Genomic DNA, 23,608 nt, shown 5'->3' with positions numbered 1-23,608 from the left:
ACCACCACACAGCAGTACCACCACCACAGAAGGAAGTCATGAGACGAGCCAAGATCGTCGCGACCCTCGGGCCCGCGACATCGAGCTACGAGAACATCCGGGCCATCATCGATGCAGGTGTCGATGTCGCTCGCATGAACCTCAGCCACGGGTCCTACGCCGTGCACGAGGAGGTCTACGCGAATGTGCGCAAGGCCGCTGACGACTCGGGCCGCGCGGTCGCCGTGATGGTCGACCTCCAGGGCCCGAAGATCCGCCTCGGCAAGTTCGAGAACGGCCCCCACGAGCTCGCCGTCGGCGACATCTTCAAGATCACGACCGAGGACATCCTCGGGACGAAGGAGATCGTCGGCACGACCTTCAAGGGGCTTCCGCAGGACGTCGCCCCCGGGGACTTCCTCCTGATCGACGACGGCAAGGTCAAGGTCCGGGTCGTTGAGACCGACGGCGTCGTCGTGACCACCGAGGTCATCGTCGCCGGACCCGTCTCGAACAACAAGGGCATCAACCTTCCCGGCGTCGCCGTGAACGTCCCGGCCCTCTCCGAGAAGGACGAGGATGACCTGCGCTGGGGCCTCAAGCTCGGAGCCGACCTCATCGCTCTCTCGTTCGTCCGCAACGCCGACGACGTGACCCGTGTTCACGAGATCATGGCCGAGGAGGGCCGCCGCGTCCCCGTCATCGCGAAGATCGAGAAGCCGCAAGCGGTCGACCACCTCGAGGGGATCATCGACGCGTTCGACGCGATCATGGTCGCGCGAGGCGACCTCGGCGTCGAGCTGCCTCTCGAGGCCGTCCCGATCGTGCAAAAGCGCACCGTCGAGCTCGCCCGCCGCATGGCCAAGCCGGTCATCGTGGCCACGCAGATGCTCGAATCGATGATCGGCAGCCCGGTTCCCACGCGCGCCGAGACATCCGACGTCGCTAACGCGATCCTCGACGGCGCTGACGCCGTGATGCTGTCGGGCGAGACGAGCGTCGGCGAGTACCCCGTGATCACCGTGCAGACGATGGCGCGAATCGTCGCCTCGACCGAGGACCACGGGCTCGAGCGCATCCCGCCGCTCGGGACGAAGCCCCGCACCCAGGGTGGAGCGATCACCCTCGCCGCCGCGGAGGTCGCCGACTTCGTCGATGCCAAATACGTGTGCGTCTTCACCGAGTCGGGCGACTCCGCCCGCCGCATGTCGCGGCTGCGGTTCCGTATCCCGATGAAGGCGTTCACGCCCGACGAGGCCATCCGTCGGCGCATGGCGCTCATCTGGGGTATCGAGTCGTTCATCGTCGACCGTGTCACGCACACCGACGAGATGTACGCACAGGTGGACTCCGTGCTGCTGGAGCAGGGCCTCGCCGAGATCGGCGACAAGGTCGTCGTGATCTCCGGTTCCCCTCCCGGCATTCCCGGCTCGACCAACGACCTCCGCGTTCACGTCGTGGGCGACGCGATCAACGCGGTCGCTCCCGCGTGGGAGTCGGGCGAGCACGCCGACTAGCTGTAGGGCATCACCAGGGCCGGGGCATCGCTGGATGCTCCGGCCCTCGTGTATCAGCGCGAGGCAGCGATCGCGTCTGCGGCACGGACGAGCGCGAGGTGGGACAGCGCCTGGGGAGTGTTTCCCATGTGGTCGCCGGTCGCGACGTCGACCTCCTCCGACAGCAGGCCGACGTCGTTGGCGAAGCCGACCAGGCGATCCATGAGAGCCTCCGCATCCGCCAGTCGACCGGAGCGCGCGTACTGCTCGACGAGCCAGAACGAGCACGCGAGGAAGGGATGCTCGCTGCCCTCCAAGCCGTCAACGCCGGATTCGGCGCGGTATCGCATCAGCAGCCCGTCACGCATGAGTTCGCGCTCGATCTGCGCGACCGTTCCGAGCATCCGTGGATCGTCCGCCGCGACGAATCCCACCTGAGCGATCTGGAGGAGCGACGCGTCGACGGCGGGGGAGCCGTAGGACTGCACGAATGAGCCGAGGCCTTCGTCATAGCCGTGGGCCCAGATCTCCTCCCGCAGCTGATCGCGGCAGTGGCGCCAGTGCTCGGCAGGGGCCTCGAAGCCGAAGCGCTCGACCGCCCGTATTCCGCTATCGAAGGCCGCCCACATCATCACGCGGGAGTGGGTGAACTTGCGCTCGGGGCCGCGGATCTCCCAGATGCCGTGGTCCGGGTCATCCATCGTCTCCTCCAACCGACCGAGAAGGGCGACCTGCAGGGCCCACGAGAAGGAGTCCTCAGCGACGCCGAGGTCGCGGGCCTGCTCGAGGGCTCGCATGACCTCGCCGAACACATCGCCCTGGTACTGGGTCGACGCGGCGTTGCCGATGCGAACGGGCGTGGAGCCGCGGTAGCCCGGAAGCGAATCGAGTTCCCACTCGGCAAGACGCCGCTCACCCGCGAGGCCGTACATGATCTGCATGTCCGCGGGGTCGCCCGCGATGGCCCGGAGCAACCAGGAGCGCCACTCCTGGGCCTCCTGCTCGTAGCCGTGGGTCATGAGTGCCTCGAGGGTGAGTGCGGCATCCCGCAGCCAGACATAGCGGTAGTCCCAGTTCCGCTCGCCGCCGATGAGCTCGGGCAGGCTCGTCGTCGGAGCCGCGACGATGCCCCCGGTGTCCTCGTGGGTGAGGGCGCGGAGCACGAGCAGCGACCGCAGGACGTGCTCGTCGTATCGACCGGTGGGCTCGAAGTGGGTCGCCCACTCGTGCCACCACGTTTCGGTCGCGGCGATCTGCGCATCGACGTCGAGCGCCGGCGGCGGCGGTCGGTGCGCGGGATGCCAGGTGAGCACGATGTCGACCACCTCTCCCTGACGGACGACGAACTCACCGCGGTGCACATGGTCGGCGGCTGTCAGCCGGGGGCCGCGAACGATGACCGCGTCCGGACCCGCGACGGCGAGCAGCGCGTGGCGTCCGGGTTCGGCGTGCTCGGGGACCTGCCGCATCCAGGGGATCGAGTCCGCGTAGTCGAACCTGACCCTGAGAACCTGCTCGACGGCGACCTCGCCCGAGATTCCCCGTACGCGGCGCACCACATCCGCGCGGCGATCGCCGTGGGGCATCAGATCGACCACCTCGATGACGCCGCTCGGAGTCTCCCACCGCGACTCCAGGATGAACGTGCCCTCGCGATACCGCCGCGACGTGCACACCCCGCCGCCGGCCGGCGCAACGCTCCAGTGGCCGTGGCTCTCGTCGCCGAGCAGCGCACCGAACGTGGACGCCGAGTCGAACCGCGGCAGGCAGAGCCAGTCGATGCTGCCGTCCCTGGCGACGAGGGCGGCGGTGTGGCAGTCGCCGATGAGGGCGTAGTCCTGGATGGGGCGGGGCACCGCTCCATCTTCGCAGCCGCACCGGCCGGCGACGGTGTCACCGTGCCCCTCGCCGCGACTAGCCCTGCGGAGTGCGCGGCGGCTCCGTCTCGCGGACGGCATCATCGTCGGGCGCAGCGTTCGCAACTCGCCGTCGCAGGATCAGCACGACCGCGAGAGCCACTCCCAGCACAACGGCGAGGGCAATGAGGAGCACGATCAACGGACCTGTGTTCCCTGCGTCGCCCGAACTCGACGCGAGCGTCGCGTCGTCGTCATCCGTCGCCCTGGGGCTGGGTGTCGGGGCGGGGCTCGCGGTGGGGGAGGGTGTGCGTGTGGACGTCGGCGCAGCGCCGGCGCTCGGTGGAGTCCCGCTGGAGACGAACGTCGTCGAGTAGGTGGTGGCTCTGACGGACGACGAGAGCGGCCGCCAGACCACGGTGAGCTCGAACTCCGTACCGGGGAGGGTGGGGTACCACTCGACTGTCACCGGTCCCGTCTCGAGGCCGACGCGCGAGAGCGATTCGACCACTTCGCCGTCGACGGCAAACGAGATGAGCCACGAGCCGGCATCGGCGACGTGCGGGATGAGACCGGGGATTCCTGCGGTGACTACTACGGCGTCGCCTGACTTCTCGACCCGAACGTCGGGATCGACGGTGACGGCGAGTACGGTGATTTGCACCGAGTTGGCCGATTCGAGCGTTACACTGGCTCCGGTCGCATCTGTCCCCTGCACGCTCACCCGCACACTCCACGTCCCGATCGGAAGGGTGTACTCGGGCGTGAGCTGCAGGGCGACGTCAGTACCGCCTGTCGGTGTCGCGACGATCTGAGCCCACTGATCTTCCACTCCTTCGGCCGACACCGTGGCCCACTGGCCGACTGTGACGTCGCCCGTGACGACAGCACCGATCGTCCACGGTGTGCCATACGACATCGTGCTCGGAGCACTGACGATCGTGAGGGCTCCGGAATCCGCTGCGGCCGCTGAGACAGGGACGGCGAGCGAGGTCAGAGCCGCTACCAGCAATGTCGGGACAGCGAGGGACCGAATCGTGAGCACAGCACAATTATCGTGCACGCGCCCTCGGTCGCGCAGTAGCCTCAACGGGTGACCCACGTGCTCACTCGCGAGGATGCCCGGCGCATCGCGGTGCGCGCTCAGCTCCTCGATGCGAATCGGCCATCCGACGTCGTCGGCGTCGCCGAGCAGCTCGGCGCCATCAAGATCGACCCCACGGCAACGATCGCGCCAGCGGAGCTCACCATCCTCTGGTCGCGCATCGGCTCGTCCTTCGAGAGCCTGCAACTGACCAAGGCTGTGGAGATGGATCACCAGCTCTTCGAGTTCGACGGGGCGTTTCGTCCGCTCAGCCTCCTTCCGCTCATGCGCCCGGCCATGCGACGCTGGCCCACTCGCGAGAGCTCGAGGCGGTGGCTGAAAGCCAATGCCGTGTTCCGCGGCGAGGTGCTGGCGCGCCTGCGGGCGGAGGGGCCGCTCACGGCCTCGGAGATTCCCGATACGGCGGAGGTGAGCATCCCGCCCGATGGGTGGTACGGGTCGAACCAAGTCGTTCACATGCTCGACTTCCTTCAGCGTCAGGGGGAGGTCGCAGTCGTGGGTCGCGAGGGACGCACCCGCCGCTGGGACCTGGCGGAGCGCGTCTACCCCACGGACCTCCCCGAGTACTCGGACGAGGAGGCGGAGCACCTGCTGAACGAGCGCCGACTTCACGCGGCCGGTATCGCGAAGCAGAAGTCGCCGTGGACGCCGGTCGGCGAGGCGGGCGAGCCCGCGGTGGTCGAGGGCCTCAAGCAGAAGTACCGAGTGGACCCGGAGGCGGTCGCCGCCCTCGACCACGACGACGGGGGCCGAGTTGCGCTCCTGAACCCGTATGACGGGATGCTCTTCGACCGTCCCCGCCTCAAGGAGCTCTTCGAGTTCGATTATGTTCTCGAGCAGTTCAAGCCGAAACCTCAGCGCCGATTCGGCTACTTCGCACACCCGATCCTGATGGGGGACCGATTCGTCGGGATGCTCGATGCCAAGGTCGACCGAACCGCGGAGCGCCTGGTCATCAACGCCGTGCACGAGTTCCTCTCCTTCGACGAGGAGGAGACGGAGATGCTGCGGGCGGAGGTCGACGACCTCGCTGCCTGGCTAGGGGTCGACCTGGGGGAGTGGTGAGCAGGGACGCGTCCCCACGCGTCCCTGCATCGGTGCCGGATGTGGGACTTGAACCCACACACCCTTCCGGGCGGAGCATTTTGAGTGCCCTGCGTCTGCCATTCCGCCAATCCGGCGACGCCTCCCAAGATACCGTAGGCTTTTCCCGTGACTGACCAGGATGCCGCACCCACCACGCCTCGGCGCGTCGTGGTCGCCGAAGACGAATCGCTGATCCGGATGGACATCGTGGAGATCCTCCGCGACAACGGCTACGAGGTCGTCGGCGAGGCGGCGGACGGCGAGTCCGCTGTGGCCCTCGCCACGGAGCTGCGTCCCGATCTCGTCATCATGGACGTCAAGATGCCCCAGCTGGACGGCATCTCCGCGGCCGAGCGGCTCAGCAAGAACCACATCGCCCCGGTCGTGCTGCTCACGGCGTTCAGCCAGAAGGAGCTCGTGGAGCGGGCGTCCGAGGCGGGCGCCCTCGCCTATGTCGTGAAGCCCTTCACACCCAACGACCTGCTGCCCGCGATCGAGATCGCCCTCAGCCGCTACACCCAGATCATCACGCTCGAGGCCGAGGTCGCCGACCTCGTCGAGCGATTCGAGACCCGCAAGCTCGTCGACCGGGCCAAGGGCCTGCTCAACGAGAAGATGGGCCTCACCGAGCCCGAGGCGTTCCGCTGGATCCAGAAGGCGTCCATGGACCGCCGCCTCACGATGCACGACGTCGCTCAGGCGATCATCGAGCAGCTCAGCGCGAAGAAGTAGCGCCCTAGCCCTGTCGGTCGCGCAGGATGTTCGTCATCCGCACCGTCGAGAGGCGCCTGCCCTCTTCGTCGCGCACGACGATCTCGTGGGTGGCGAGCGTGCGGCCGAGAACGAGGGCGTCACACGTCGCGACCACCCACCCCTCGGAGATCGACCGGCTGTGCGTCGCGTTGATCTCGATGCCCATCGCGACGCGACCGGGGCCGGCGTGGATGGCCGAGGAGATGGAGCCGAGCGACTCCCCGAGCACGACGTGCGCGCCGCCGTGCAGGATGCCGACCACCTGCCGATTGCCCTCGACGGGCATCCGCGCCACCGAGTGCTCAGCGGACAGCTCGAGGTACTCGACGCCCATCTTGGTCGTCAACTCCCCGCCGTTCGTGTCCACGAGGCGCTGGTAGAGCTCGGGGTCAAGGTTGTCGGGCAGCTTCAGCATCGCATCCTCGTCGTCTGATTCGCTGTCGGTCGCCGCAGCTAGGCTGGCAGGCGTGTCGGACTCCGAAAAGCCTACCCTCCTCGTCGTCGACGGCCACTCGCTCGCGTTCCGGGCCTTCTACGCCCTCCCGGTCGACAGCTTCGTCAACCGCGACGGGCAGCACACGAACGCCATCCACGGCTTCCTGTCGATGCTCATCCTGCTGCTTCAGAACGAGAAGCCGACGCACCTCGCCGTCGCGTTCGACATCTCCCGCTACTCGTTCCGCACCCGCGAGTACGCGGAGTACAAGGGCACGCGCGGCGAGACCCCGCCGGAGTTCGTCGGCCAGGTGCCCCTGCTCGAGGAGGCGCTCAAGGCCATGGGTGTGCAGACGCTCAGCAAGGAGGACTTCGAGGCCGACGACATCCTCGCGACCCTCGCGACCCGCGGGGCGGCGGAGGGCTTCAACGTCCTCGTCGTCTCCGGCGACCGCGACACGATCCAGCTCGTGCAGCCCGGCGTGACCCTGTTGTACCCCAACGCCCGTGGCGTCTCCGAGCTCAAGCGGTACGACCGCGACGCGGTGGTCGAGCGCTACGGCATCGAGCCGGAGCAGTACCCCGACATTGCGGCGCTCGTGGGCGAGACATCCGACAACCTCATCGGCGTCGACAAGGTGGGGGAGAAGACCGCGGTCAAGTGGCTCAAGCAGTACGGCAGCCTCGACGGCATCCTCGAGCACGCCGACGAGATCACCGGGGTGGTCGGGCAGAACCTGCGCGATCAGAAGGATCGGGCCATCCGCAACCGCCGGCTCAACCGGCTGGTGACCGACGTCGAGCTTCCCGTCGGCCCCGCAGACCTCGCCCGGCGCCCGATCGACGAGCGCGCGGTGCGCGACGTCTTCGACAAGCTCCAGTTCAAGACGCTCCTCGAGCGAGTGCTCAAGATCGCCGCGGCGGAGCGTGGGGATGCCCCCGCGGCCGTCGCCGACACGCCCACGGGGCACGACATCCCGGTCATCCACACGATGATCGACGAGGAGCTCGCGAAGTGGATCCGGACGCAGTCCGCGGACGGCACGAAACCGCTGGGCCTCCGCGTCGCCACGCAGGGCGGGGAGGTGACCGGCTTCGGGCTGGCCTCGCTGAGCGAGACTGCATTCGTGCCGTGGGCGGCGGGCCGACCGGACTACGCCGCGCTCGAGGCGTGGCTCGCGAGCGACGCCCCCAAATACCTCTACGGCTCGAAGGCCCAGCTCAAGGCGCTCGCGTCGGCGGGCATCCCGCTCGGCGGCATCGCGTTCGACACCGTCCTGGGCGCCTGGCTGCTCCGTCCGGGAGCGAAGCCCGAGAGCCTCGAGTCCCAGGTCTACGACTACCTCGGCGAGACCCTGCAGGTGTCCGACCCCAACCAGCTCGTCCCCGAGAACGAGGGCGCGAGTCCCGCGACCGAAGCGTGGTACGTCCTGCGCATCGCCGAGTACCTCGCCGATAAGCTCGACGCTGGCTCGCGGAGCGTTCTGGACGACATCGAGCTTCCGCTCGTCCCCGTGCTGGCCGGGATGGAGCGGACCGGTATCACCGTCAACAGTGGGATCCTCGGCGACCTGACGAGCCAGCTGGGGCAGACGGCCGCGGAGGTCGCCTCACGTGCTTTCGCTGAAATCGGTCGCGAGATCAATCTGGGGAGCCCCAAGCAGCTGCAGGAGGTGCTCTTCGATCAGCTCGGGATGCCCAAGACCCGGTCGAACAAGACCGGGTTCTCGACGGATGCCGCGAGCCTCGCCGACCTCCAGGAGCAGAACCCCCACCCGTTCCTCGATCTGCTCCTCCAGCATCGTGATGCGACGAAGCTCATGCAGATCATCGCGTCGATCGACAAGGCGGTTGATGCGACGGGCCGGGTCCACACCACCTACGAGCAGGCCGGCTCGGCCACGGGCCGCATCGCCTCCAACGATCCAAACCTCCAGAACGTGCCGATCAAGACAGAGATCGGCCGACGCATCCGGTCGGCGTTCGAGCCCAGCCCCGGCTTCGAGACGCTCCTCACCGCGGACTACTCGCAGATCGAGATGCGCATCATGGCGCACCTCTCAGGCGACCCGGGCCTCATCGAGGCCTTCAACGAGGGGGAGGACCTGCACCGTTTCGTGGGCGCCCGGATCTTCTCGGTCGCACCCGAGGACGTCACGCCGACGATGCGCACGAAGGTCAAGGCCATGTCGTACGGCCTCGCCTACGGGCTCAGCGCGTTCGGGCTGAGCAAGCAGCTGCGCATCGAGACGAGCGAGGCCAAGGAGCTCATGGCGGACTACTTCGCCCGCTTCGGGGCTGTCCGTGACTACTTGCGCGACGTGGTCGAGCAGGCGAAGGTCGACGGCTACACGACGACGATCTTCGGACGACGTCGTCCCTTCGGCGACCTGCACTCGTCCAACCGCGTCCTCCGCGAGAACGCCCAGCGCCAGGCGCTCAACTCGCCGATTCAGGGCTCGGCTGCCGACATCATCAAGCGCGCCATGCTGACGATCGCCGCCGACATCGACGGCATGGAGTCGCGGATGCTCCTGCAGGTGCACGACGAACTCGTCTTCGAGGTGGCCCCCGGCGAGCTCGACGCCCTCACGGAGATCGTGCGACACCGGATGGGCACGGCTGCCGACCTGACCGTGCCCCTCGAGGTGCAGGTGGGCACAGGCCCGAACTGGGACGCCGCCGCGCACTGACCATCGCACCCATGAACCCCGAGCCCCCGGAGGCGGCGGGGTTCAACCGCACGCCTGCGACACGCCAAGCTGAAGATTCGCCGTGAGTTGACAATCGGACACAAACGGACTTACATAAACCCAGAACCACATTTGGTTTGTCCGTTTGAGAGTGACAACGAGGTCGGGATTGTACGCACCGGAGCGGCACCAGCAGATCCTGGAGACTGCTCGTGCTCAGGGCCGCGTCGATGTCGCAGGGCTCGCGAAGGAGCTCGCGGTGACGCCCGAGACCGTTCGTCGCGACCTCACGGCTCTCGAGCGGCGCGGAGTCCTGCGGCGCGTGCACGGCGGCGCGATCCCGGTCGAACGTCTCGGGATCGAACCGGGCGTCGCCGATCGCGAGAGCCACGCCTCCGGACAGAAGGAGCGCATCGCCCGAGCTGCCCTCGATGAGCTGCCCGATGGCGGCTCGGTCATCCTCGATGCCGGCACGACCACCGTGCGACTCGCGGAGCTTCTCCCCATGGACCGGGAGCTCACGGTCGTCACGCACTCGATCCCCGTGGCGAGCATCCTCGTCTCGCGACCGAACATCAGCCTGCACCTGCTCGGGGGCGTCGTCCGCGGTCGAACCCTCGCCGCCGTGGGCGACTGGACGAAGGCCCAGATCGCCGATGTCTTTGCCGATGTGGCGTTCATGGGCACCAACGGCATCAGCGTCGAGCGCGGACTGACGACTCCCGATCTCGCGGAGGCCACGGTCAAGCGCGCCCTGATCGACGCGGCCCGCCGCACGGTCGTCCTCGCCGACCACTCCAAGTTCGGCCGCGAGGACTTCGCTCGAGTGGCCCCGCTGAGCGACGTAGACACGGTGATCACCGATGTCGAGCTCGATGTCGAGCTCGCGGAGGACATCGAGAACGCCGGACCGCGGATGGTGATCGTGTGATCGTCACGGTGACCCTCAACCCGAGCCTCGACCGCACTCTCGAGGTCGAGAGCCTCGATGTCGGCTCCGTGGTCCGGACGTCGCCTCCGACGCTGCAGGCCGGGGGAAAGGGCGTCAATGTCACTCGGGCGCTCACCGCCAACGGAGTGCCGAGCGTCGCTATCCTCCCGACGGGAGGGGCCGAGGGCGCCGAGCTCGGCCGCCAGCTCGACGAGGCTGGCGTCGCGACGAGGCTCGTCCCTGTTTCGGGGCGCACCCGGTCGAACATCACCATCGCGGAGTCCGACGGCAGCGTGACGAAGCTCAACGAGCCGGGCGAGCCGCTGAGCGCACTCGAGCTCTCGGCCATCTCGTCCGCCGTCGCGACTGCGGTCTCCACCGACGACTGGGTCGTCATCAGCGGGAGCGTCCCGCCCGAGTTCACCCCCGAGCAGATGGGCGCCCTCGCCGGCGATGTCGCCTCGCTCGGCGCGAATCTCGCCATAGACACGAGCGGCGATGCGCTAGTTGCCTCGCTCGCCGCTCGGCCCCGCCTCATCAAGCCCAACCGTGCCGAGCTCGCCGAGGTCACCGGTCGCCCGCTCGGCTCCATCTCGGAGGTCATCGCCGCAGCGAAGGACGTGCGCGACCGAGGGGTGGAGCTCGTGCTCGTGAGCCTCGGCGCGGATGGGGCGGTCCTCGTCGGATCGGCCGGAGTGCTCGTGGGGGAGTCGCGCGTGCCGCGACCCCGGAGCACGGTCGGTGCAGGGGACTGCTTCCTCGCCGGGTTCCTCTCGAGGTTCTCGGTCGACGAGGCCGATGTGGAGGGCGCGATGCTCGAAGCCCTCGCGTGGGGTGCTGCCGCGGCATCACTCCCCGGGACGTCGGTGCCCGGTCCCGACGACATCGACCACTCACACGTCCAGCTGGTGTGGCAGCCAGACCTGGATCGGCCCCTGGTGGCCAGTTGAACACCCAACCCTCATCCGTACGAAGGAGTACCCACAGAAATGTCTGATTACACCCCCGCCGCCACCGGAACCGGTGTGCGCGCTCGCATCCAGCGGGGCGGTGCGTTCCTCGCGGGCATGGTGATGCCGAACCTGGGCGCATTCATCGCCTTCGGTCTCATCACCGCGCTGTTCATCCCCACCGGCTGGATCAACACCATCGCCGGGACGACGGATGACCCGCTGCCCATCACCACCCAGATCGGCTCGATCGTCGGACCGCTTATCTGCATCCTGATCCCGATCCTCATCGGGTACACCGGAGGCAAGATGGTGCACGGCACGCGAGGTGCGGTCGTCGGTGCGGTCGCGACGGTCGGAGCAATGATGGCCCCCGTCGCGCTGCAGCTCGTCGGTCTCGCCCTCAATGCGGACGAGCCGGCTCCCGCGCCGGCGTCGATCGCCGAGATCGCGCCGAACATCCTCGCCGCGCTGTTCATGGGTCCGTTCACGGCCCTGCTGCTGAAGTGGTGGGACCGCTTCATCGACGGCAAGGTCAAGGGCGGATTCGAGATGCTCGTCGACAACTTCTCCGCCGGCATCATCGGAGGCGCTCTCGCGGTCTTCGGCATCTACGTGATCGGCCCGATCACGTTCTGGATCGCCCAGGGTCTCGGTTGGCTTGTCAACACGCTCGTCTCGACGGGGCTGCTCCCGCTCGCCTCGATCCTCATCGAGCCCGCGAAGGTGCTGTTCCTCAACAATGCGCTCAACCACGGCGTGCTGACCCCGCTCGGTGCGGCCGAGGCCGCCGAGACCGGCAAGTCGATCATGTTCATGCTCGAGTCGAACCCCGGCCCCGGTATGGGCATCCTCATCGCGATGCTCCTCTTCGGCCCCCGCGCCATCCGTCCGACGGTCCCCGCCGCGATGGTGGTTCACTTCCTCGGCGGCATCCACGAGATCTACTTCCCGTACGTGCTCCTCAAGCCGATCCTCGTGATCGCCGCGATCCTCGGCGGTGCGACGGGCGTGCTCTGGGAGACGCTCTTCGGGCTCGGGCTCGTGGCCCCGGCGTCACCGGGATCGATCTTCGCGTGGATCCTGGTGTCTCCGCCGGACAACCTCCTGCTGAACATGGTCGGAATCGTCCTCGCTGCCGCGGTGTCGGCGGTCGTGGGCTCGGTGCTCCTCGGCTTCGGCCGCAAGGAGTCGGCGACCGACGCGGCCATCGACCTCGAGGCCGCGCAGGAGCGCAGCGCCGAGAACAAGAAGGCCTCGAAGGGCCAGCCCGCTTCGGCGTAGCGTGGTCAGTACCTACTGAAGGGAACGAAACTATGGCAACCATCGACGGATCCAGCATCAAGAAGCTCATCGTCGCGTGCGACGCGGGTATGGGGTCGAGCGTGATGCTCGCGTCCCAGCTCAAGAAGCAGCTCGCGAAGAGCGGCGTGACCGTGGAGCACTCCCCGGTCGCGACCATCCCTGGCGACGCCGATGTCGTGGTCACCCAGGCCGGGTTGGCCGATCGGGCTCGCGGCGTCGTGCCGGATGTCCCGGTCGTGCCGTTCCAGCTCTTCCTGGGCGACCCCGCCGTAGCGAAGGTGGTCAAGGCCATCCTCGACGGCGACACGATCGAGGTCTGATTGTGTCGGAGGAGACCACACCCCTCACCGAGCTGCTCGCCGAGGCGTCGATCGATCTCGACGCCTCGGCGGCCAGCCGCGACGAGGCCATCCGCCTTGCGGGAGCAGGGCTGCTGGCCGTCGGCGCTATCGACGAGTCCTACGTCGACGCGATGATCGACCGCGAGAACTCCGTCTCGACCTTCATGGGCGAGGGCGTGGCGATTCCTCACGGCACTCTCGCGGCCAAGGACTCCGTCAAGTCGGACGCGCTCTCACTAGTCCGCTTCCCCGCAGGAGTGGACTGGGACGGCAACGATGTGCGCATCGCCTTCGGGATCGCGGCGAAGGGCAACGGCCACATCGCGCTGCTCTCGCAGCTCGCGACAGTGCTCATGGACCCCGAGAAGGCGGCCGCGCTCCGTGCCGCGGAGACGACCGAGCAGGTCTACGCGCTGCTCGAGTCGGACGAGGACGAGTAGCAGTCCCGCAGTGAAGGCAGCCACGTTCTACGCCCCGGGAGACATCCGCCTCGAGGACGTCGAGGAGCCGCGGGTCTCGGCCGGCGAGGTCAAGATCCGCGTCCGCAACTGCTCGACGTGCGGCACGGATGTCAAGATCGCCCACTCCGGGCATCCCAACATGTCGCCGCCCCAGGTGATGGGGCACGAGATCGCGGGCGAGATCACCGAGGTGGGGGATGGCGTCGAGGGCTGGGCCGCGGGCGACCGTGTGCAGGTCATCGCCGCCATCCCCGACGGAACGTGCGAGGACTGCCTCGCGGGTCGTCTCACGGTTTGTCCTCACCAGAAGTCGATGGGCTACCAGTTCCCCGGCGGGTTCGCGGAGTTCATGATCGTGCCGCGGGAGGTGCTCGCCGTCGACGGTCTCAACCGCATCCCGGACGGGCTCAGCTTCGCGGAGGCATCCATTGCCGAGCCTCTTGCGTGCGTGCTCAACGGCCAGGAGCTCGCTCGGGTGGGGGAGGGCGACACGGTCGTCGTGGTGGGATCGGGGCCGATCGGCTGCCTCCACGTGCGACTTGCGCGGTCACGAGGCGCCGCCCGTGTCATCCTCGTCGACCTGAACCCCCAGCGGCTCGCGCAGGCGGCTGCTCTCGTGCATCCTGACATCACGATCGCGTCGTCCGAGACCGATCCCGTGCAGGCCGTGCTCGACGCTACGGGCGGACGCGGTGCGGACGTCGTCATCACTGCGGCCGCGTCGGGCGCCGCGCAGGAGCAGGGCCTGCGGATGCTCGCCCGCCAGGGCCGCATCAGCCTCTTCGGCGGCCTGCCGAAGGACAACCCCACCATCACCGTGGACGCGAACCTCGTGCACTACCGCGAGCTCAGCATCATCGGCGTCAACGGCTCCAGCCCGGAGCACAACAAGCGCGCCCTCGACCTCATCGCCTCGGGCGCCGTGCCCGTGGCCGATCTCATCACGCACCGGCTCCCGCTCGACCGCGTCCTCGACGCGATCGATATCGTGGGTCGGGGCGAAGCCATCAAGGTAACAATCGAGCCCTAGGCACGAGAAGGAGCACCACATGTCCGAGAGAACTGTCACCGTCGCCTCGAGCGTGGGCCTGCACGCGCGTCCCGCCTCGCTCTTCGCCCAAGCAGCCGCCAAGGTCGGAGTGCCCGTGACCCTCACCAACGCGGCGGGCAAGAGCGTCAACGCCGCGAGCATCCTCGGAGTCCTCTCGCTGGGCATCGGCCACGGCGAGACCGTCACGATCGCCGCGGAGGGCGACGGAGCGGATGCCGCGCTCGACACGCTCGCCGAGGTGCTGAACACCGACCTCGACAAAGAGGAGTAGGCCCGTAGGCTCGATGCATGAGCACTGACGCTGACACGGCCCACGAGGCCCGCACCCCGACCGAGATCGACCAGATCGCCGAGGACTGGGTCACCACCCTCGCCGACCTCGACCCGTCCATTGCGACGTGGATCGGAATCCCCGGTCGAGTGGACGACTACGAGGACCTCTCGCCGGCGGGCCACTCAAAACTCGTCTCCGAGGCGAAGGCCGTCCTCGCGAAGATCCAGGCCGCGACTCCCGTCGACGATGTCGACCGCGTCACGCAGACGGACCTCGCCAACGACCTCCAGCTCGCCCTCGAGCAGGACGAGGCAGGGCTGTGGATGCGCGACGTCAACGTGATCGCGAGCCCGGCCCAGGGCATCCGCGACGTCCTCGACCTCATGCCGACCGACACCGAGCAGAACTGGCGCGACATCGCCGGCCGCCTCGGCAATCTGCCGAAGGCGATCGACGGCTACATCGAGACCCTGCGCCTCGGCATCTCCGAGGGGGTCACTCCGGCGAAGCGACAGGTGCGGGAGGTCGCTGACCAGGCGCGCAAGCACGCCGCCTCGGACGGATTCTTCGCCTCCTTCACCTCGGGCGCCTCCCTCGCCGACGGCGACCTGCCCGACTCGCTCGCCTCCGACCTCGCGCGCGGAGCCCAGGTCTCGGCTGCCGCCTATGCGAAGCTCGAGCGGTTCCTGACCGATGAGCTGCTCCCGGCTGCACAGGAGCAGGACGGCGTCGGGCGCGAGCTGTACGCCCTCCAGTCCCGTCGATTCCTCGGGGCGAAGATCGACCTCGACGAGACCTACGAGTGGGGCATCGAAGAGCTCGCGCGCATGGTCGAGGAGCAGGAGTCGATCGCTCATGAGATCAAGGCCGGGGCATCCGTCGAGGAGGCCATCGCCGTTCTCGACGCCGACCCCGCCCGCAAGCTTGAGGGAACGAAGGCGCTGCAGGAGTGGATGCAGCAGCTCAGCGACCGCGCGGTCGAGGAGCTCTCGCGCTCGCACTTCGACATCCCCGACCCGATCAAGCGCCTCGAGTGCATGATCGCTCCCACGCAGGAGGGCGGCATCTACTACACGAGCCCGAGCGACGACTTCTCGCGCCCGGGCCGGATGTGGTGGTCGGTGCCGGAGGGCGTGACGGAATTCAACACCTGGCGCGAGACGACGACGGTGTACCACGAGGGCGTCCCCGGGCACCATCTGCAGCTCGGCCAGGCGGTCTACAACCGTGCCAAGCTCAACACCTACCGCCGGCAGCTCGCGGGAACATCGGGGCACGCGGAGGGCTGGGCGCTGTACGCGGAGCGGCTCATGCAGGAGCTCGGCTACCTCGACGATCCGGGCGACCGACTCGGGATGCTCGACGGCCAGCGCATGCGCGCCGCCCGCGTCGTCCTCGACATCGGCGTGCACCTCGGCAAGCAGCGACTCGACGGCCAGGGCGTCTGGGACTGGGACTACGCGCTCGACTTCATGGGTAAGAACGTGAACATGTCGAAGGAGTTCGTGCGCTTCGAGGTGAACCGCTACTTCGGGTGGCCGGGGCAGGCGCCGTCCTACAAGGTCGGCCAGCGCATCTGGGAGCAGATCCGCGACGCCTACAAGGCCGCCGAGGGACCGGACTTCTCGATCAAGGAGTTCCACCGCAAGGCGCTCGACCTCGGCGGAGTCGGACTCGACACACTTCGCTCGGCGCTGCTCTCGTAGTGCGGGAGTCGCCGTGGGTAGAGGCGCTCGGGAGCGATCTCGAGCGCCTCCACCCACGGTTACGCGCCTATTTCGGCACGATCCCCGAGGGGTCGATCGGCCACGGTAGGGGAGTGTTCGACGTCGTCGGCACACCGCGGCGCTGGCTGTGGCCGCTGGTGGCGCTGCTATCGCTCGACGCGGTGCTCTTCCCCGTCTGGGAGCGGGACGTGCCCTTCCGGGTGCGCAATGCCCCGGTCGACGGTCGGGTGGACGCGCTCCGACGGTTCGAATTCGCGCGCGGCGCCCGCACGATGGTCGACTCGACGTCGTTCGAGGGCGCACTCGTCGACCGGCTGGGCAGGCGCGGCCTCATCTCCGCTCAGCTCGTCGCGAGGGTGCGCGACGGGATGCTCGTGCTCGAGTCGTCGCGCACGCGGGTTCTGGGCATCCCGGTCCCCGTGGCGCTGTCGCCGCGCATCACCCTCATCGAGCGGTGGGATGACGCGGCCGAGCGCCAGCACGTCTCCCTCGTACTCGACGCGCCTCTGATCGGGCGCCTGTACGAGTACTCCGGACACTTCGACTATCGGGTGGTGGCTCATGACTGACCGCATCGTGATCACGGGAGCGTCGGGCTTCATCGGCTCGTACCTCTCCCGGGAGTTCCGTCGGAGTGGCGCCGAGGTCGTGACGATCGGTCGATCGGGGCATGCGACGTGGAGCGATCCTGCGGCGATCGCCGCCCTCGTCGACGGGGCGTCGCTCGTGATCGGGCTTGCCGGCAAGAGCGTGAACTGCCGGTACACGCCCGAGAACCGCGCGGAGATCCTCCGCTCCCGTGTCGAGACGACGCGCGCGATCTCCACCGCGATCGCCGCGGCCGCGAACCCGCCCGCGCTCTGGATCAACTCGTCGACCGCGACCATCTACCGGCACGCCGAGGACCGTCCCATGACCGAGTCGACGGGGCAGCTGGGGGAGGGCTTCTCGGTCTCGATCGCGCGAGCTTGGGAGGAGGCACTGTTCGAGGCAGAGTTGCCGGCCACCCGGCGCGTCGCCCTCCGCACCGCGATCGTGCTGGGGGACGGCAGCGCTCTCGCGCCCCTCGCGATGCTCGCCCGATTCGGTCTGGGCGGACCGCAGTGGGACGGCCGCTGGCCAGCGACCCGGGCACGCCTTGCCGCGGGCACCTACCACCGCTTCGGGGCGCGCTGGGGTCGGCAGAAGTTCAGCTGGATCCACCTCGAGGACGTGCTGCGGATCATCCTGTTCCTCCGCGAGCATCCCGAGCTGGAGGGAGTGGTCAACGCGAGCTCACCGAACCCGAGCGACAATGCGACGGTCATGCGCAGCATCCGGCGCGTCCTCGGCGTTCCCGTCGGCATTCCGCTTCCACGATTCGCGCTCGAAATCGGCTCGGCGGCTATCCGCACCGAGACAGAACTCGTGCTCAAGAGCAGGTGGGTGGTGCCGGAGCGGCTGACTGCCGCGGGCTTCGAGTTCACCCACCCCCAGTTGGAACCCGCGCTTCGAGACATCCTGCGTTCATAGCCGGCCCACAGGACGCGTCCAGCGTCGGCTTGCCGCCCGCTTAGACCGGCTCCGTAAACAGGGGGCATGACTCAGAAACGACCCTGGAGCCGTCGGCGCCGAATCGTTGTCGCCGCAACATGCGCCGTGACGCTGCTCGCGGTATCCGGCAGCGCGTGGGCGGTCGACCGGTATCTGGTACCGCACGTCCAGATCAGCGATGTGTCCGAATACGAGGCGGAGAACTCGACCGTCGCCGCGACCGATGACGAGCCCGCTCGTGACGCGGTCACGACCGCGACGAGCTACACGTCCGACGACGCGGCGATCAGCATCTCGACCGTCACGACCGGCTCGGGGAGCAGCACCGTCACCTACTACGTCGCCGACGTCGTGCTGTCGGATGCCACCGCGCTGAGGTCGGCGTTCGCGAACGACAGTTTCGGCGAGAACATCATCCAGACGACCTCCGAGATCGCCGCCGCGAACGACGCCGTCTTTGCGATCAACGGCGACTACTACGGGTTCCGCGATACGGGAATCGTGATCCGCAATGGGGTCGTCTACCGCGACGAGGGCGCGCGCGAGGGGCTGGTGTTCTACTTGGACGGTACGGTCGAGGTGTACGACGAGACGAGCACGAACGCCGACGAACTGCTCGCCGCGGGCGCCTGGAACACTCTGTCGTTCGGGCCCGCGATTCTCGAAGGCGGCGAGGTGGTCGACGGAATCGAGAGCGTCGAGGTCGATACCAACTTCGGCAACCACTCGATCCAGGGCGACCAGCCGCGCACCGCCGTCGGCGTCATCGACTCGAACCACCTCGTGTTCGTTGTCGTCGACGGTCGTTCGCCCGGGTACAGCGAGGGAGTGACGCTCACCGAGCTCGCCGGGATCCTGCAGGAGCTGGGCGCGACGACCGCCTACAACCTCGACGGTGGCGGCTCGTCGACCATGGTGTTCGACGGCGAGCTCGTCAACAACCCGCTCGGCAAGGGCACTGAGCGGGGCACTTCGGACATCCTCTACGTGGCGGGGTGAGCAGGATGATCGTGCTGATCCCGTCCTTCGAGCCGAGCACCGCGCTTCCGGACTTGGTGCGCGCTCTTGTCGCGCACGACATCGACGTGCTCGTCGTGGACGACGGGAGCGGCCCCGACTACGCCGCTCGCTTTTCCGAGTCGATCGACGCTGGCGCACTTGTCGTTCGACACGACCGAAATCTCGGCAAGGGCCGGGCGCTGAAGACCGGGTTCGCCGTCGCCTCGGAGGTGTGGCCGGGGCAGCCGGTCGTGACCGCGGATGGGGACGGTCAGCACCGCGTCCGTGACATCCTGCGCGTCGCCGCGCTCACGGCCCCCGACGGCGGACTCGTGCTGGGGGTCCGGGATTTCGCGGGCGACGTTCCTGCTCGCAGTCGTCTCGGCAACCGTGTGTCACGGCTCCTGTTCCGGGTGGTGACCGGCGCGCGCCTGCGGGACACCCAAACGGGTCTGCGCGGGCATCCCGCTCGGCTCCTCGACTGGCTCACCAGTCTCCCGGGCGAGCGGTTCGACTTCGAACTCATCGTCCTCATGGAGGCCACGGCGCAGCGCGTTCCACTCGTGGAAACGACGATCGAGACGGTCTACCTCGACCACAACGCGTCCTCGCACTTCCGGCCGGTCGTGGACTCGCTCCGAGTCTTGTGGCCGCTCCTCGGATTCGCGCTCTCCTCCTTCGGAGCATTCCTCCTCGACACCCTCGCCCTCCAGGTCCTCGTCAGCGCGTCGGGATCGCTCCCGCTGGCGGTCCTCGGCGCACGACTCATCAGCGGCAGCGCGAACTTCCTCGTGAACCGGTACGCCGTCTTCCGGCTCCGCAGCCGTCGCGGCATGGTGCGGGATGCCGTCCGCTACGCACTCCTCGCCCTCGCCCTCGCCGCGGGGAGCTACGCCGGACTCGCCCTTCTCACAAGCATCGGGGTGCCCCTGCTCGCGGCGAAGGTGCTGACGGAGGTCACCCTCTATGTCCTGAGCTTCCAAGTGCAGCGCCTGGTCGTCTTCGCGAGAGGCCGACGCGGGAGCGCGTCAGCTGTCGGCGGGGCCTCCGCCGCGTGCGTTGTAGACGGTGGCTTCCGACTTTCCGTACTCGGCGAAAATGCCGATCGCCTCGTCGCGCAGGATGCCGTCGACCACACCGATGCCGCGGGCCTCGAGCTCCTCCGCCCACGCCTCGTGCAGGGGACCCTCGTCGAAGCCCGTGAGGTCCTCGCACTCGGGCCCCGAGCCGGCGATGAGCAGGTGGCGCACCCCCGACCAGATCAGCGCGCCGTAGCACATGGCGCACGGCCGCCAGTTGACGACGAGTTGAAGATGAAGCGTCGAGCCCAGATCCCAGTCGCCCGCCCTGACCTGAGCGAGTGACAGGGCCACGACCTCGGCGTGCGTGGACGACAGACCGCTCGAGAGCACGACGTTTACGCCGACCGAGACCACCTTGCCGGACTCGGTGTCGACGACGGCGGAGGCGAACGGACCCCCGTTCCCCTCGCGCCAGTTCCGGTCGGCGAGGCGGTTTACGAAGGAGACGCGGTCCTCGGCAGTCGGCAGGAAGTCCGGGATGCTGTCGGCCTCGGCGAGGAGCCAGTCGGGCAGTGAGGCGGAGAATCCGGTGGCGAGACGGTCGGTCATCCGCCCACCCTAGCCGCCCCGCTGGCATCGCTGGCCGCCAGACGCTAAGCTGGAATGTCACATTCGTGACGTTCTATTCGCTTGCCACGGCGAACCACACACCAGCACCACCTCGTCGTGGCCCGACCATGTCCCATCCGGAGCAACTACTACATGACTATCGTAACGACCGCCAAGGCACCCAAGCAGGTCGCCGTCAACGACATCGGATCTGCTGACGACTTTCTCGCCGCGGTCGAGAAGACGCTGAAGTTCTTCAACGACGGAGACCTCATCGAGGGCACCGTCGTCAAGATCGACCGTGACGAGGTCCTCCTCGACGTCGGTTACAAGACGGAGGGCGTCATCCCCTCCCGCGAGCTTTCCATCAAGCACGACGTGGACCCCACCGAGGTCGTCCAGGTCGGCGACTCGGTCGAGGCGCTCGTTCTCCAGAAGGAGGACAAGGAGGGCCGCCTCATCCTGTCGAAGAAGCGCGCCCAGTACGAGCGCGCGTGGGGCGACGTGGAGAAGATCAAGGACGCCGACGGCGTCGTGACCGGTTCGGTCATCGAGGTCGTCAAGGGCGGCCTCATCGTCGACATCGGCCTCCGGGGCTTCCTCCCCGCGTCGCTCATCGAGCTGCGCCGTGTCCGCGACCTCACGCCGTACCTCGGCCAGGAGATCGAGGCCAAGATCCTCGAGCTCGACAAGAACCGCAACAACGTGGTCCTCTCGCGTCGCGCGCTCCTCGAGCAGACCCAGTCCGAGAGCCGCACGACTTTCCTCAACAACCTCGCCAAGGGCCAGGTCCGCAAGGGTGTCGTCTCCTCGATCGTCAACTTCGGTGCGTTCGTGGACCTCGGCGGCGTCGACGGCCTCGTGCACGTCTCCGAGCTGTCCTGGAAGCACATCGAGCACGCCTCCGAGGTCGTCGAGGTGGGCCAGGAGGTCACCGTGGAGATCCTCGAGGTCGACCTCGAGCGCGAGCGCGTGTCGCTGTCGCTCAAGGCGACGCAGGAGGACCCGTGGCAGGTCTTCGCCCGCACCCACGCCATCGGCCAGGTCGCGCCCGGAAAGGTCACCAAGCTCGTCCCGTTCGGCGCGTTCGTGCGTGTCGCGGAGGGCATCGAGGGACTCGTCCACATCTCCGAGCTCTCCGGCAAGCACGTCGAGCTCGCGGAGCAGGTCGTGTCGGTCGGCGACGAGGTGTTCGTCAAGGTCATCGACATCGACCTCGAGCGCCGCCGCATCTCGCTGAGCCTCAAGCAGGCCAACGAGGGCGTCGACCCCGAGGGCACCGAGTTCGACCCGGCGCTCTACGGCATGCTCACCGAGTACGACGAGCAGGGCAACTACAAGTACCCGGACGGCTTCGACCCGGAGACGAACGAGTGGAAGGAAGGCTTCGAGGAGCAGCGCGCGAAGTGGGAGGCCGACTACGCGGCCGCCCAGGCGCGCTGGGAGCAGCACAAGAAGCAGGTCGCTGCTGCTGCCCTCGAGGAGGACAACTTCAGCTCGGTTCCCGCCGGCGCCTCGTCGTTCGGCGGAGACGACTCGTCGAGCGGCGGCGGAACCCTCGCCGACGACGAGTCCCTCGCGGCGCTCCGCGAGAAGCTCTCGAGCAACTCCTAAGCAGTACGGCGAACGGCCGGTCCTCTCGCGGGGGCCGGCCGTTCGGCGTTTAAGCGAGTACCCGGTCGGTCGCTCAGAGCACCGGCTCGTCGAGGGCGGCCTTACGCCGGCGTCGCCGGAACAGCACCACCAAGCCGGCGATGAGGCCGACGATCGCCAGGAGCACCAGGATGGGCAGCAACAGGGCGAGGATGCTGAGCGTCACGCTGCTGATGTCCTCAGCGGTGCTCACGACCGGTGCGCCCGTTCCGACGGTCGCCGCGTTGATGACGGGACGCGCCAGCATCTTCGCGCCGTGAGTGGCGAGCGCAAGGAGAACGCCGATGGCGATGGGGATCCACGAGCCGGAGGTGAAGAACTCGGCCGGGTCCGTCACGACCGCCGTGCCGGACGCGGCGCCGGACCCGAAGGCGATGCCTCCCGACACCGGACGGACGATCGTCTGGATCCAGTCGTTGATCGAGTCGACGACGGGAATCTTGTCGGCGATGATCTCGATGACGAGCAGGACGCCGAGAATCCCGAGCACCCAGGGATTCTCGAGCCAGGCCCAGTTCGAGGGGAGATCGACGAAGTCCAGGAATCGACCGGCGAGGCCGAGCACGAGAAGGGGGATGTAGGCGTTCAGTCCGGCCGCGAGTGCGAGGCCGGTTCCGGTGAGGAACTCCATCGTCGGTCCTTTCCGCGCTCGGGAGCGCCGGCGGTCGCTGTCACCGCCGAGGCTAGCATTGGCGTCATGTACCTCATCGGGCTCACGGGCGGAATCGCCTCCGGCAAGTCCGTCGTCACCCAGCGGCTGGCGTCCCACGGCGCCGTCGTCGTCGACGCGGATGTCCTCGCCCGAGAGGTCGTCCAACCCGGACAACCGGCGCTCGAGGACATCGTCCGCGCATTCGGGCCCGGGATGCTGCAGCCCGACGGCACCCTCGACCGCGCCGCCCTCGGTGCCCTCATCTTCACCGATCCGGATCGCCGCGCCGAGCTCAACCGCATCACGCATCCCCGGATCCGCGAGCGGGCGGGCGAGCTCATCCGCGAGGCGGCCGTCCGCGATCCGGACGCGGTGATCGTGCACGACGTGCCGCTCCTGGCGGAGACTGTCGGCCACTGGCCCTTCGAGTACGACCTCGTGGTCGTCGTCGAGGCGAGCACGGAGACCAGACTGCGCCGACTCGTCGAGTTGCGCGGGATGACTCGGCAGGAAGCCCAGCACCGCGTCGGGTCGCAGGCGACCGACGCCGAGCGGCTCGCGATCGCCGACGTCGTGATCGACAGCGACGGCGCGCTCGACGACACGCTGAGGCAGGCCGATGAGCTATGGGCGATGGCGGCCGCGTCCGCTGTGAGCAAACGGCCCGAATAGTGTCAGCGGCCCTGCCTAAGCTTTA

The 23,608-nt window shown here is 68.1% G+C and carries 22 protein-coding genes, 1 tRNA gene and 1 pseudogene; 18 read left to right on the top strand and 6 right to left on the bottom strand.

Translation table 11 applies throughout. The annotated features are described in order from the left end of the window. Positions 1-38: 38 nt before the first annotated feature. On the top strand, positions 39-1,496 hold the full coding sequence (gene pyk, locus Q5716_RS07095; RefSeq protein WP_305002379.1) for a pyruvate kinase: 1,458 nt from the start codon (positions 39-41) through the stop codon (positions 1,494-1,496). A 53-nt stretch (positions 1,497-1,549) separates the two neighbouring features. Here the strand turns inward: pyk and Q5716_RS07090 are convergent, their stop codons facing one another. Together Q5716_RS07090 and Q5716_RS07085 are read right to left on the bottom strand one after the other, a co-directional pair. Further along, on the bottom strand, positions 1,550-3,331 hold the full coding sequence (locus Q5716_RS07090) for a glycoside hydrolase family 15 protein (protein ID WP_305002378.1): 1,782 nt from the start codon (positions 3,329-3,331) through the stop codon (positions 1,550-1,552). 58 nt (positions 3,332-3,389) lie between these two features. Beyond that, complete coding sequence (locus Q5716_RS07085; protein WP_305002377.1) at positions 3,390-4,250, bottom strand: hypothetical protein; 861 nt, start codon at positions 4,248-4,250, stop codon at positions 3,390-3,392. A 174-nt stretch (positions 4,251-4,424) separates the two neighbouring features. Between Q5716_RS07085 and Q5716_RS07080 the strand changes: the two genes are divergently transcribed. Next, positions 4,425-5,501 carry a DNA glycosylase AlkZ-like family protein gene (locus tag Q5716_RS07080; protein WP_305002376.1) on the top strand — a complete coding sequence of 359 codons (1,077 nt, stop codon included), beginning with the start codon at positions 4,425-4,427 and terminating at the stop codon, positions 5,499-5,501. A gap of 33 nt (positions 5,502-5,534) precedes the next feature. On the opposite strand, the gene Q5716_RS07075 is transcribed toward Q5716_RS07080, so the two are convergent. Further along, positions 5,535-5,617 (bottom strand) — tRNA-Leu (locus Q5716_RS07075). Positions 5,618-5,648: 31 nt separating this feature from the next. Between Q5716_RS07075 and Q5716_RS07070 the strand changes: the two genes are divergently transcribed. After that, positions 5,649-6,254: an ANTAR domain-containing response regulator gene (locus tag Q5716_RS07070; RefSeq protein WP_305002375.1), complete on the top strand. Its 606-nt coding sequence runs from the start codon at positions 5,649-5,651 to the stop codon at positions 6,252-6,254. A gap of 4 nt (positions 6,255-6,258) precedes the next feature. Here the strand turns inward: Q5716_RS07070 and Q5716_RS07065 are convergent, their stop codons facing one another. Beyond that, positions 6,259-6,687 (bottom strand): PaaI family thioesterase, encoded by a 429-nt coding sequence (locus Q5716_RS07065; RefSeq protein WP_305002986.1) that lies wholly within the window; start codon positions 6,685-6,687, stop codon positions 6,259-6,261. A gap of 55 nt (positions 6,688-6,742) precedes the next feature. Between Q5716_RS07065 and polA the strand changes: the two genes are divergently transcribed. From polA to Q5716_RS07000, 13 genes and pseudogenes are all read left to right on the top strand, one after another. After that, the gene (polA, locus tag Q5716_RS07060) at positions 6,743-9,403 is read left to right on the top strand and encodes a DNA polymerase I (protein ID WP_305002374.1); all 2,661 of its coding nucleotides are present in this window, start codon (positions 6,743-6,745) and stop codon (positions 9,401-9,403) included. Between the two features lie 169 nt (positions 9,404-9,572). Then, on the top strand, positions 9,573-10,334 hold the full coding sequence (locus tag Q5716_RS07055) for a DeoR/GlpR family DNA-binding transcription regulator (RefSeq protein WP_305002373.1): 762 nt from the start codon (positions 9,573-9,575) through the stop codon (positions 10,332-10,334). Further along, complete coding sequence (gene pfkB, locus Q5716_RS07050) at positions 10,331-11,284, top strand: 1-phosphofructokinase (protein WP_305002372.1); 954 nt, start codon at positions 10,331-10,333, stop codon at positions 11,282-11,284. Before Q5716_RS07055 ends, pfkB begins: the two co-directional genes overlap by 4 nt. A 39-nt stretch (positions 11,285-11,323) precedes the next feature. Then, the gene (locus Q5716_RS07045) at positions 11,324-12,568 is read left to right on the top strand and encodes a PTS transporter subunit EIIC (protein WP_305002371.1); all 1,245 of its coding nucleotides are present in this window, start codon (positions 11,324-11,326) and stop codon (positions 12,566-12,568) included. 32 nt (positions 12,569-12,600) lie between these two features. After that, a complete protein-coding gene (locus Q5716_RS07040; RefSeq protein WP_305002370.1) occupies positions 12,601-12,909 on the top strand; it encodes a PTS lactose transporter subunit IIB in 309 nt (102 codons plus the stop codon). Between the two features lie 2 nt (positions 12,910-12,911). Continuing rightward, entirely contained in the window at positions 12,912-13,370 is a 459-nt protein-coding gene (locus Q5716_RS07035; RefSeq protein ID WP_305002369.1) for a PTS mannitol transporter subunit IIA, read from the top strand. Between the two features lie 10 nt (positions 13,371-13,380). After that, a complete protein-coding gene (locus Q5716_RS07030; protein ID WP_305002368.1) occupies positions 13,381-14,421 on the top strand; it encodes a zinc-dependent dehydrogenase in 1,041 nt (346 codons plus the stop codon). 19 nt (positions 14,422-14,440) lie between these two features. Then, a complete protein-coding gene (locus Q5716_RS07025) occupies positions 14,441-14,713 on the top strand; it encodes an HPr family phosphocarrier protein (protein WP_305002367.1) in 273 nt (90 codons plus the stop codon). Positions 14,714-14,730: 17 nt separating this feature from the next. Continuing rightward, the gene (locus Q5716_RS07020; protein WP_305002366.1) at positions 14,731-16,422 is read left to right on the top strand and encodes a DUF885 domain-containing protein; all 1,692 of its coding nucleotides are present in this window, start codon (positions 14,731-14,733) and stop codon (positions 16,420-16,422) included. Beyond that, on the top strand, positions 16,422-17,012 hold the full coding sequence (locus tag Q5716_RS07015) for a DUF4166 domain-containing protein (protein ID WP_305002365.1): 591 nt from the start codon (positions 16,422-16,424) through the stop codon (positions 17,010-17,012). The genes Q5716_RS07020 and Q5716_RS07015 overlap by 1 nt, the downstream gene beginning before the upstream one ends. Further along, entirely contained in the window at positions 17,005-17,955 is a 951-nt protein-coding gene (locus tag Q5716_RS07010; RefSeq protein ID WP_305002364.1) for an epimerase, read from the top strand. The genes Q5716_RS07015 and Q5716_RS07010 overlap by 8 nt, the downstream gene beginning before the upstream one ends. A gap of 66 nt (positions 17,956-18,021) precedes the next feature. Next, positions 18,022-18,975 carry a phosphodiester glycosidase family protein gene (locus Q5716_RS07005; RefSeq protein WP_305002363.1) on the top strand — a complete coding sequence of 318 codons (954 nt, stop codon included), beginning with the start codon at positions 18,022-18,024 and terminating at the stop codon, positions 18,973-18,975. A 5-nt stretch (positions 18,976-18,980) separates the two neighbouring features. Then, a pseudogene (locus Q5716_RS07000) lies at positions 18,981-19,967 on the top strand (glycosyltransferase); the annotation flags it as partial. Positions 19,968-20,003: 36 nt separating this feature from the next. Here the strand turns inward: Q5716_RS07000 and Q5716_RS15935 are convergent. Beyond that, the gene (locus tag Q5716_RS15935; protein WP_369523972.1) at positions 20,004-20,606 is read right to left on the bottom strand and encodes a deaminase; all 603 of its coding nucleotides are present in this window, start codon (positions 20,604-20,606) and stop codon (positions 20,004-20,006) included. Between the two features lie 153 nt (positions 20,607-20,759). Between Q5716_RS15935 and rpsA the strand changes: the two genes are divergently transcribed. Then, entirely contained in the window at positions 20,760-22,220 is a 1,461-nt protein-coding gene (rpsA, locus tag Q5716_RS06995; RefSeq protein WP_305002362.1) for a 30S ribosomal protein S1, read from the top strand. 73 nt (positions 22,221-22,293) lie between these two features. Here rpsA and Q5716_RS06990 read toward each other — a convergent pair whose 3' ends face one another. Then, the gene (locus Q5716_RS06990; protein WP_305002361.1) at positions 22,294-22,890 is read right to left on the bottom strand and encodes a DUF4126 domain-containing protein; all 597 of its coding nucleotides are present in this window, start codon (positions 22,888-22,890) and stop codon (positions 22,294-22,296) included. Between the two features lie 66 nt (positions 22,891-22,956). Between Q5716_RS06990 and coaE the strand changes: the two genes are divergently transcribed. After that, complete coding sequence (gene coaE, locus Q5716_RS06985) at positions 22,957-23,583, top strand: dephospho-CoA kinase (RefSeq protein WP_305002360.1); 627 nt, start codon at positions 22,957-22,959, stop codon at positions 23,581-23,583. Positions 23,584-23,608 lie beyond the last annotated feature (25 nt).

The organism is Antiquaquibacter soli (genome assembly GCF_030580675.1).
GTDB lineage: Bacteria > Actinomycetota > Actinomycetes > Actinomycetales > Microbacteriaceae > Rhodoglobus > Rhodoglobus soli.
The sequence above is the reverse complement of the archived record's forward strand: the minus strand, read 5'-3'. Positions and strand labels throughout refer to the sequence as shown.

Bases quoted from the DNA above. Each gene is read 5' to 3' on its own strand.
- Q5716_RS07040 (WP_305002370.1), top strand. From the start codon at position 12,601: ATGGCAACCATCGACGGATCCAGCATCAAGAAGCTCATCGTCGCGTGC.
- Q5716_RS07010 (WP_305002364.1), top strand. From the start codon at position 17,005: ATGACTGACCGCATCGTGATCACGGGAGCGTCGGGCTTCATCGGCTCG.
- pyk (WP_305002379.1), top strand. From the start codon at position 39: ATGAGACGAGCCAAGATCGTCGCGACCCTCGGGCCCGCGACATCGAGC.
- Q5716_RS07005 (WP_305002363.1), top strand. From the start codon at position 18,022: ATGACTCAGAAACGACCCTGGAGCCGTCGGCGCCGAATCGTTGTCGCC.
- Q5716_RS15935 (WP_369523972.1), bottom strand. From the start codon at position 20,606: ATGACCGACCGTCTCGCCACCGGATTCTCCGCCTCACTGCCCGACTGG.
- rpsA (WP_305002362.1), top strand. From the start codon at position 20,760: ATGACTATCGTAACGACCGCCAAGGCACCCAAGCAGGTCGCCGTCAAC.
- Q5716_RS07025 (WP_305002367.1), top strand. From the start codon at position 14,441: ATGTCCGAGAGAACTGTCACCGTCGCCTCGAGCGTGGGCCTGCACGCG.
- coaE (WP_305002360.1), top strand. From the start codon at position 22,957: ATGTACCTCATCGGGCTCACGGGCGGAATCGCCTCCGGCAAGTCCGTC.
- Q5716_RS07020 (WP_305002366.1), top strand. From the start codon at position 14,731: ATGAGCACTGACGCTGACACGGCCCACGAGGCCCGCACCCCGACCGAG.
- Q5716_RS07045 (WP_305002371.1), top strand. From the start codon at position 11,324: ATGTCTGATTACACCCCCGCCGCCACCGGAACCGGTGTGCGCGCTCGC.
- Q5716_RS07085 (WP_305002377.1), bottom strand. From the start codon at position 4,250: ATGTCGTATGGCACACCGTGGACGATCGGTGCTGTCGTCACGGGCGAC.
- Q5716_RS06990 (WP_305002361.1), bottom strand. From the start codon at position 22,890: ATGGAGTTCCTCACCGGAACCGGCCTCGCACTCGCGGCCGGACTGAAC.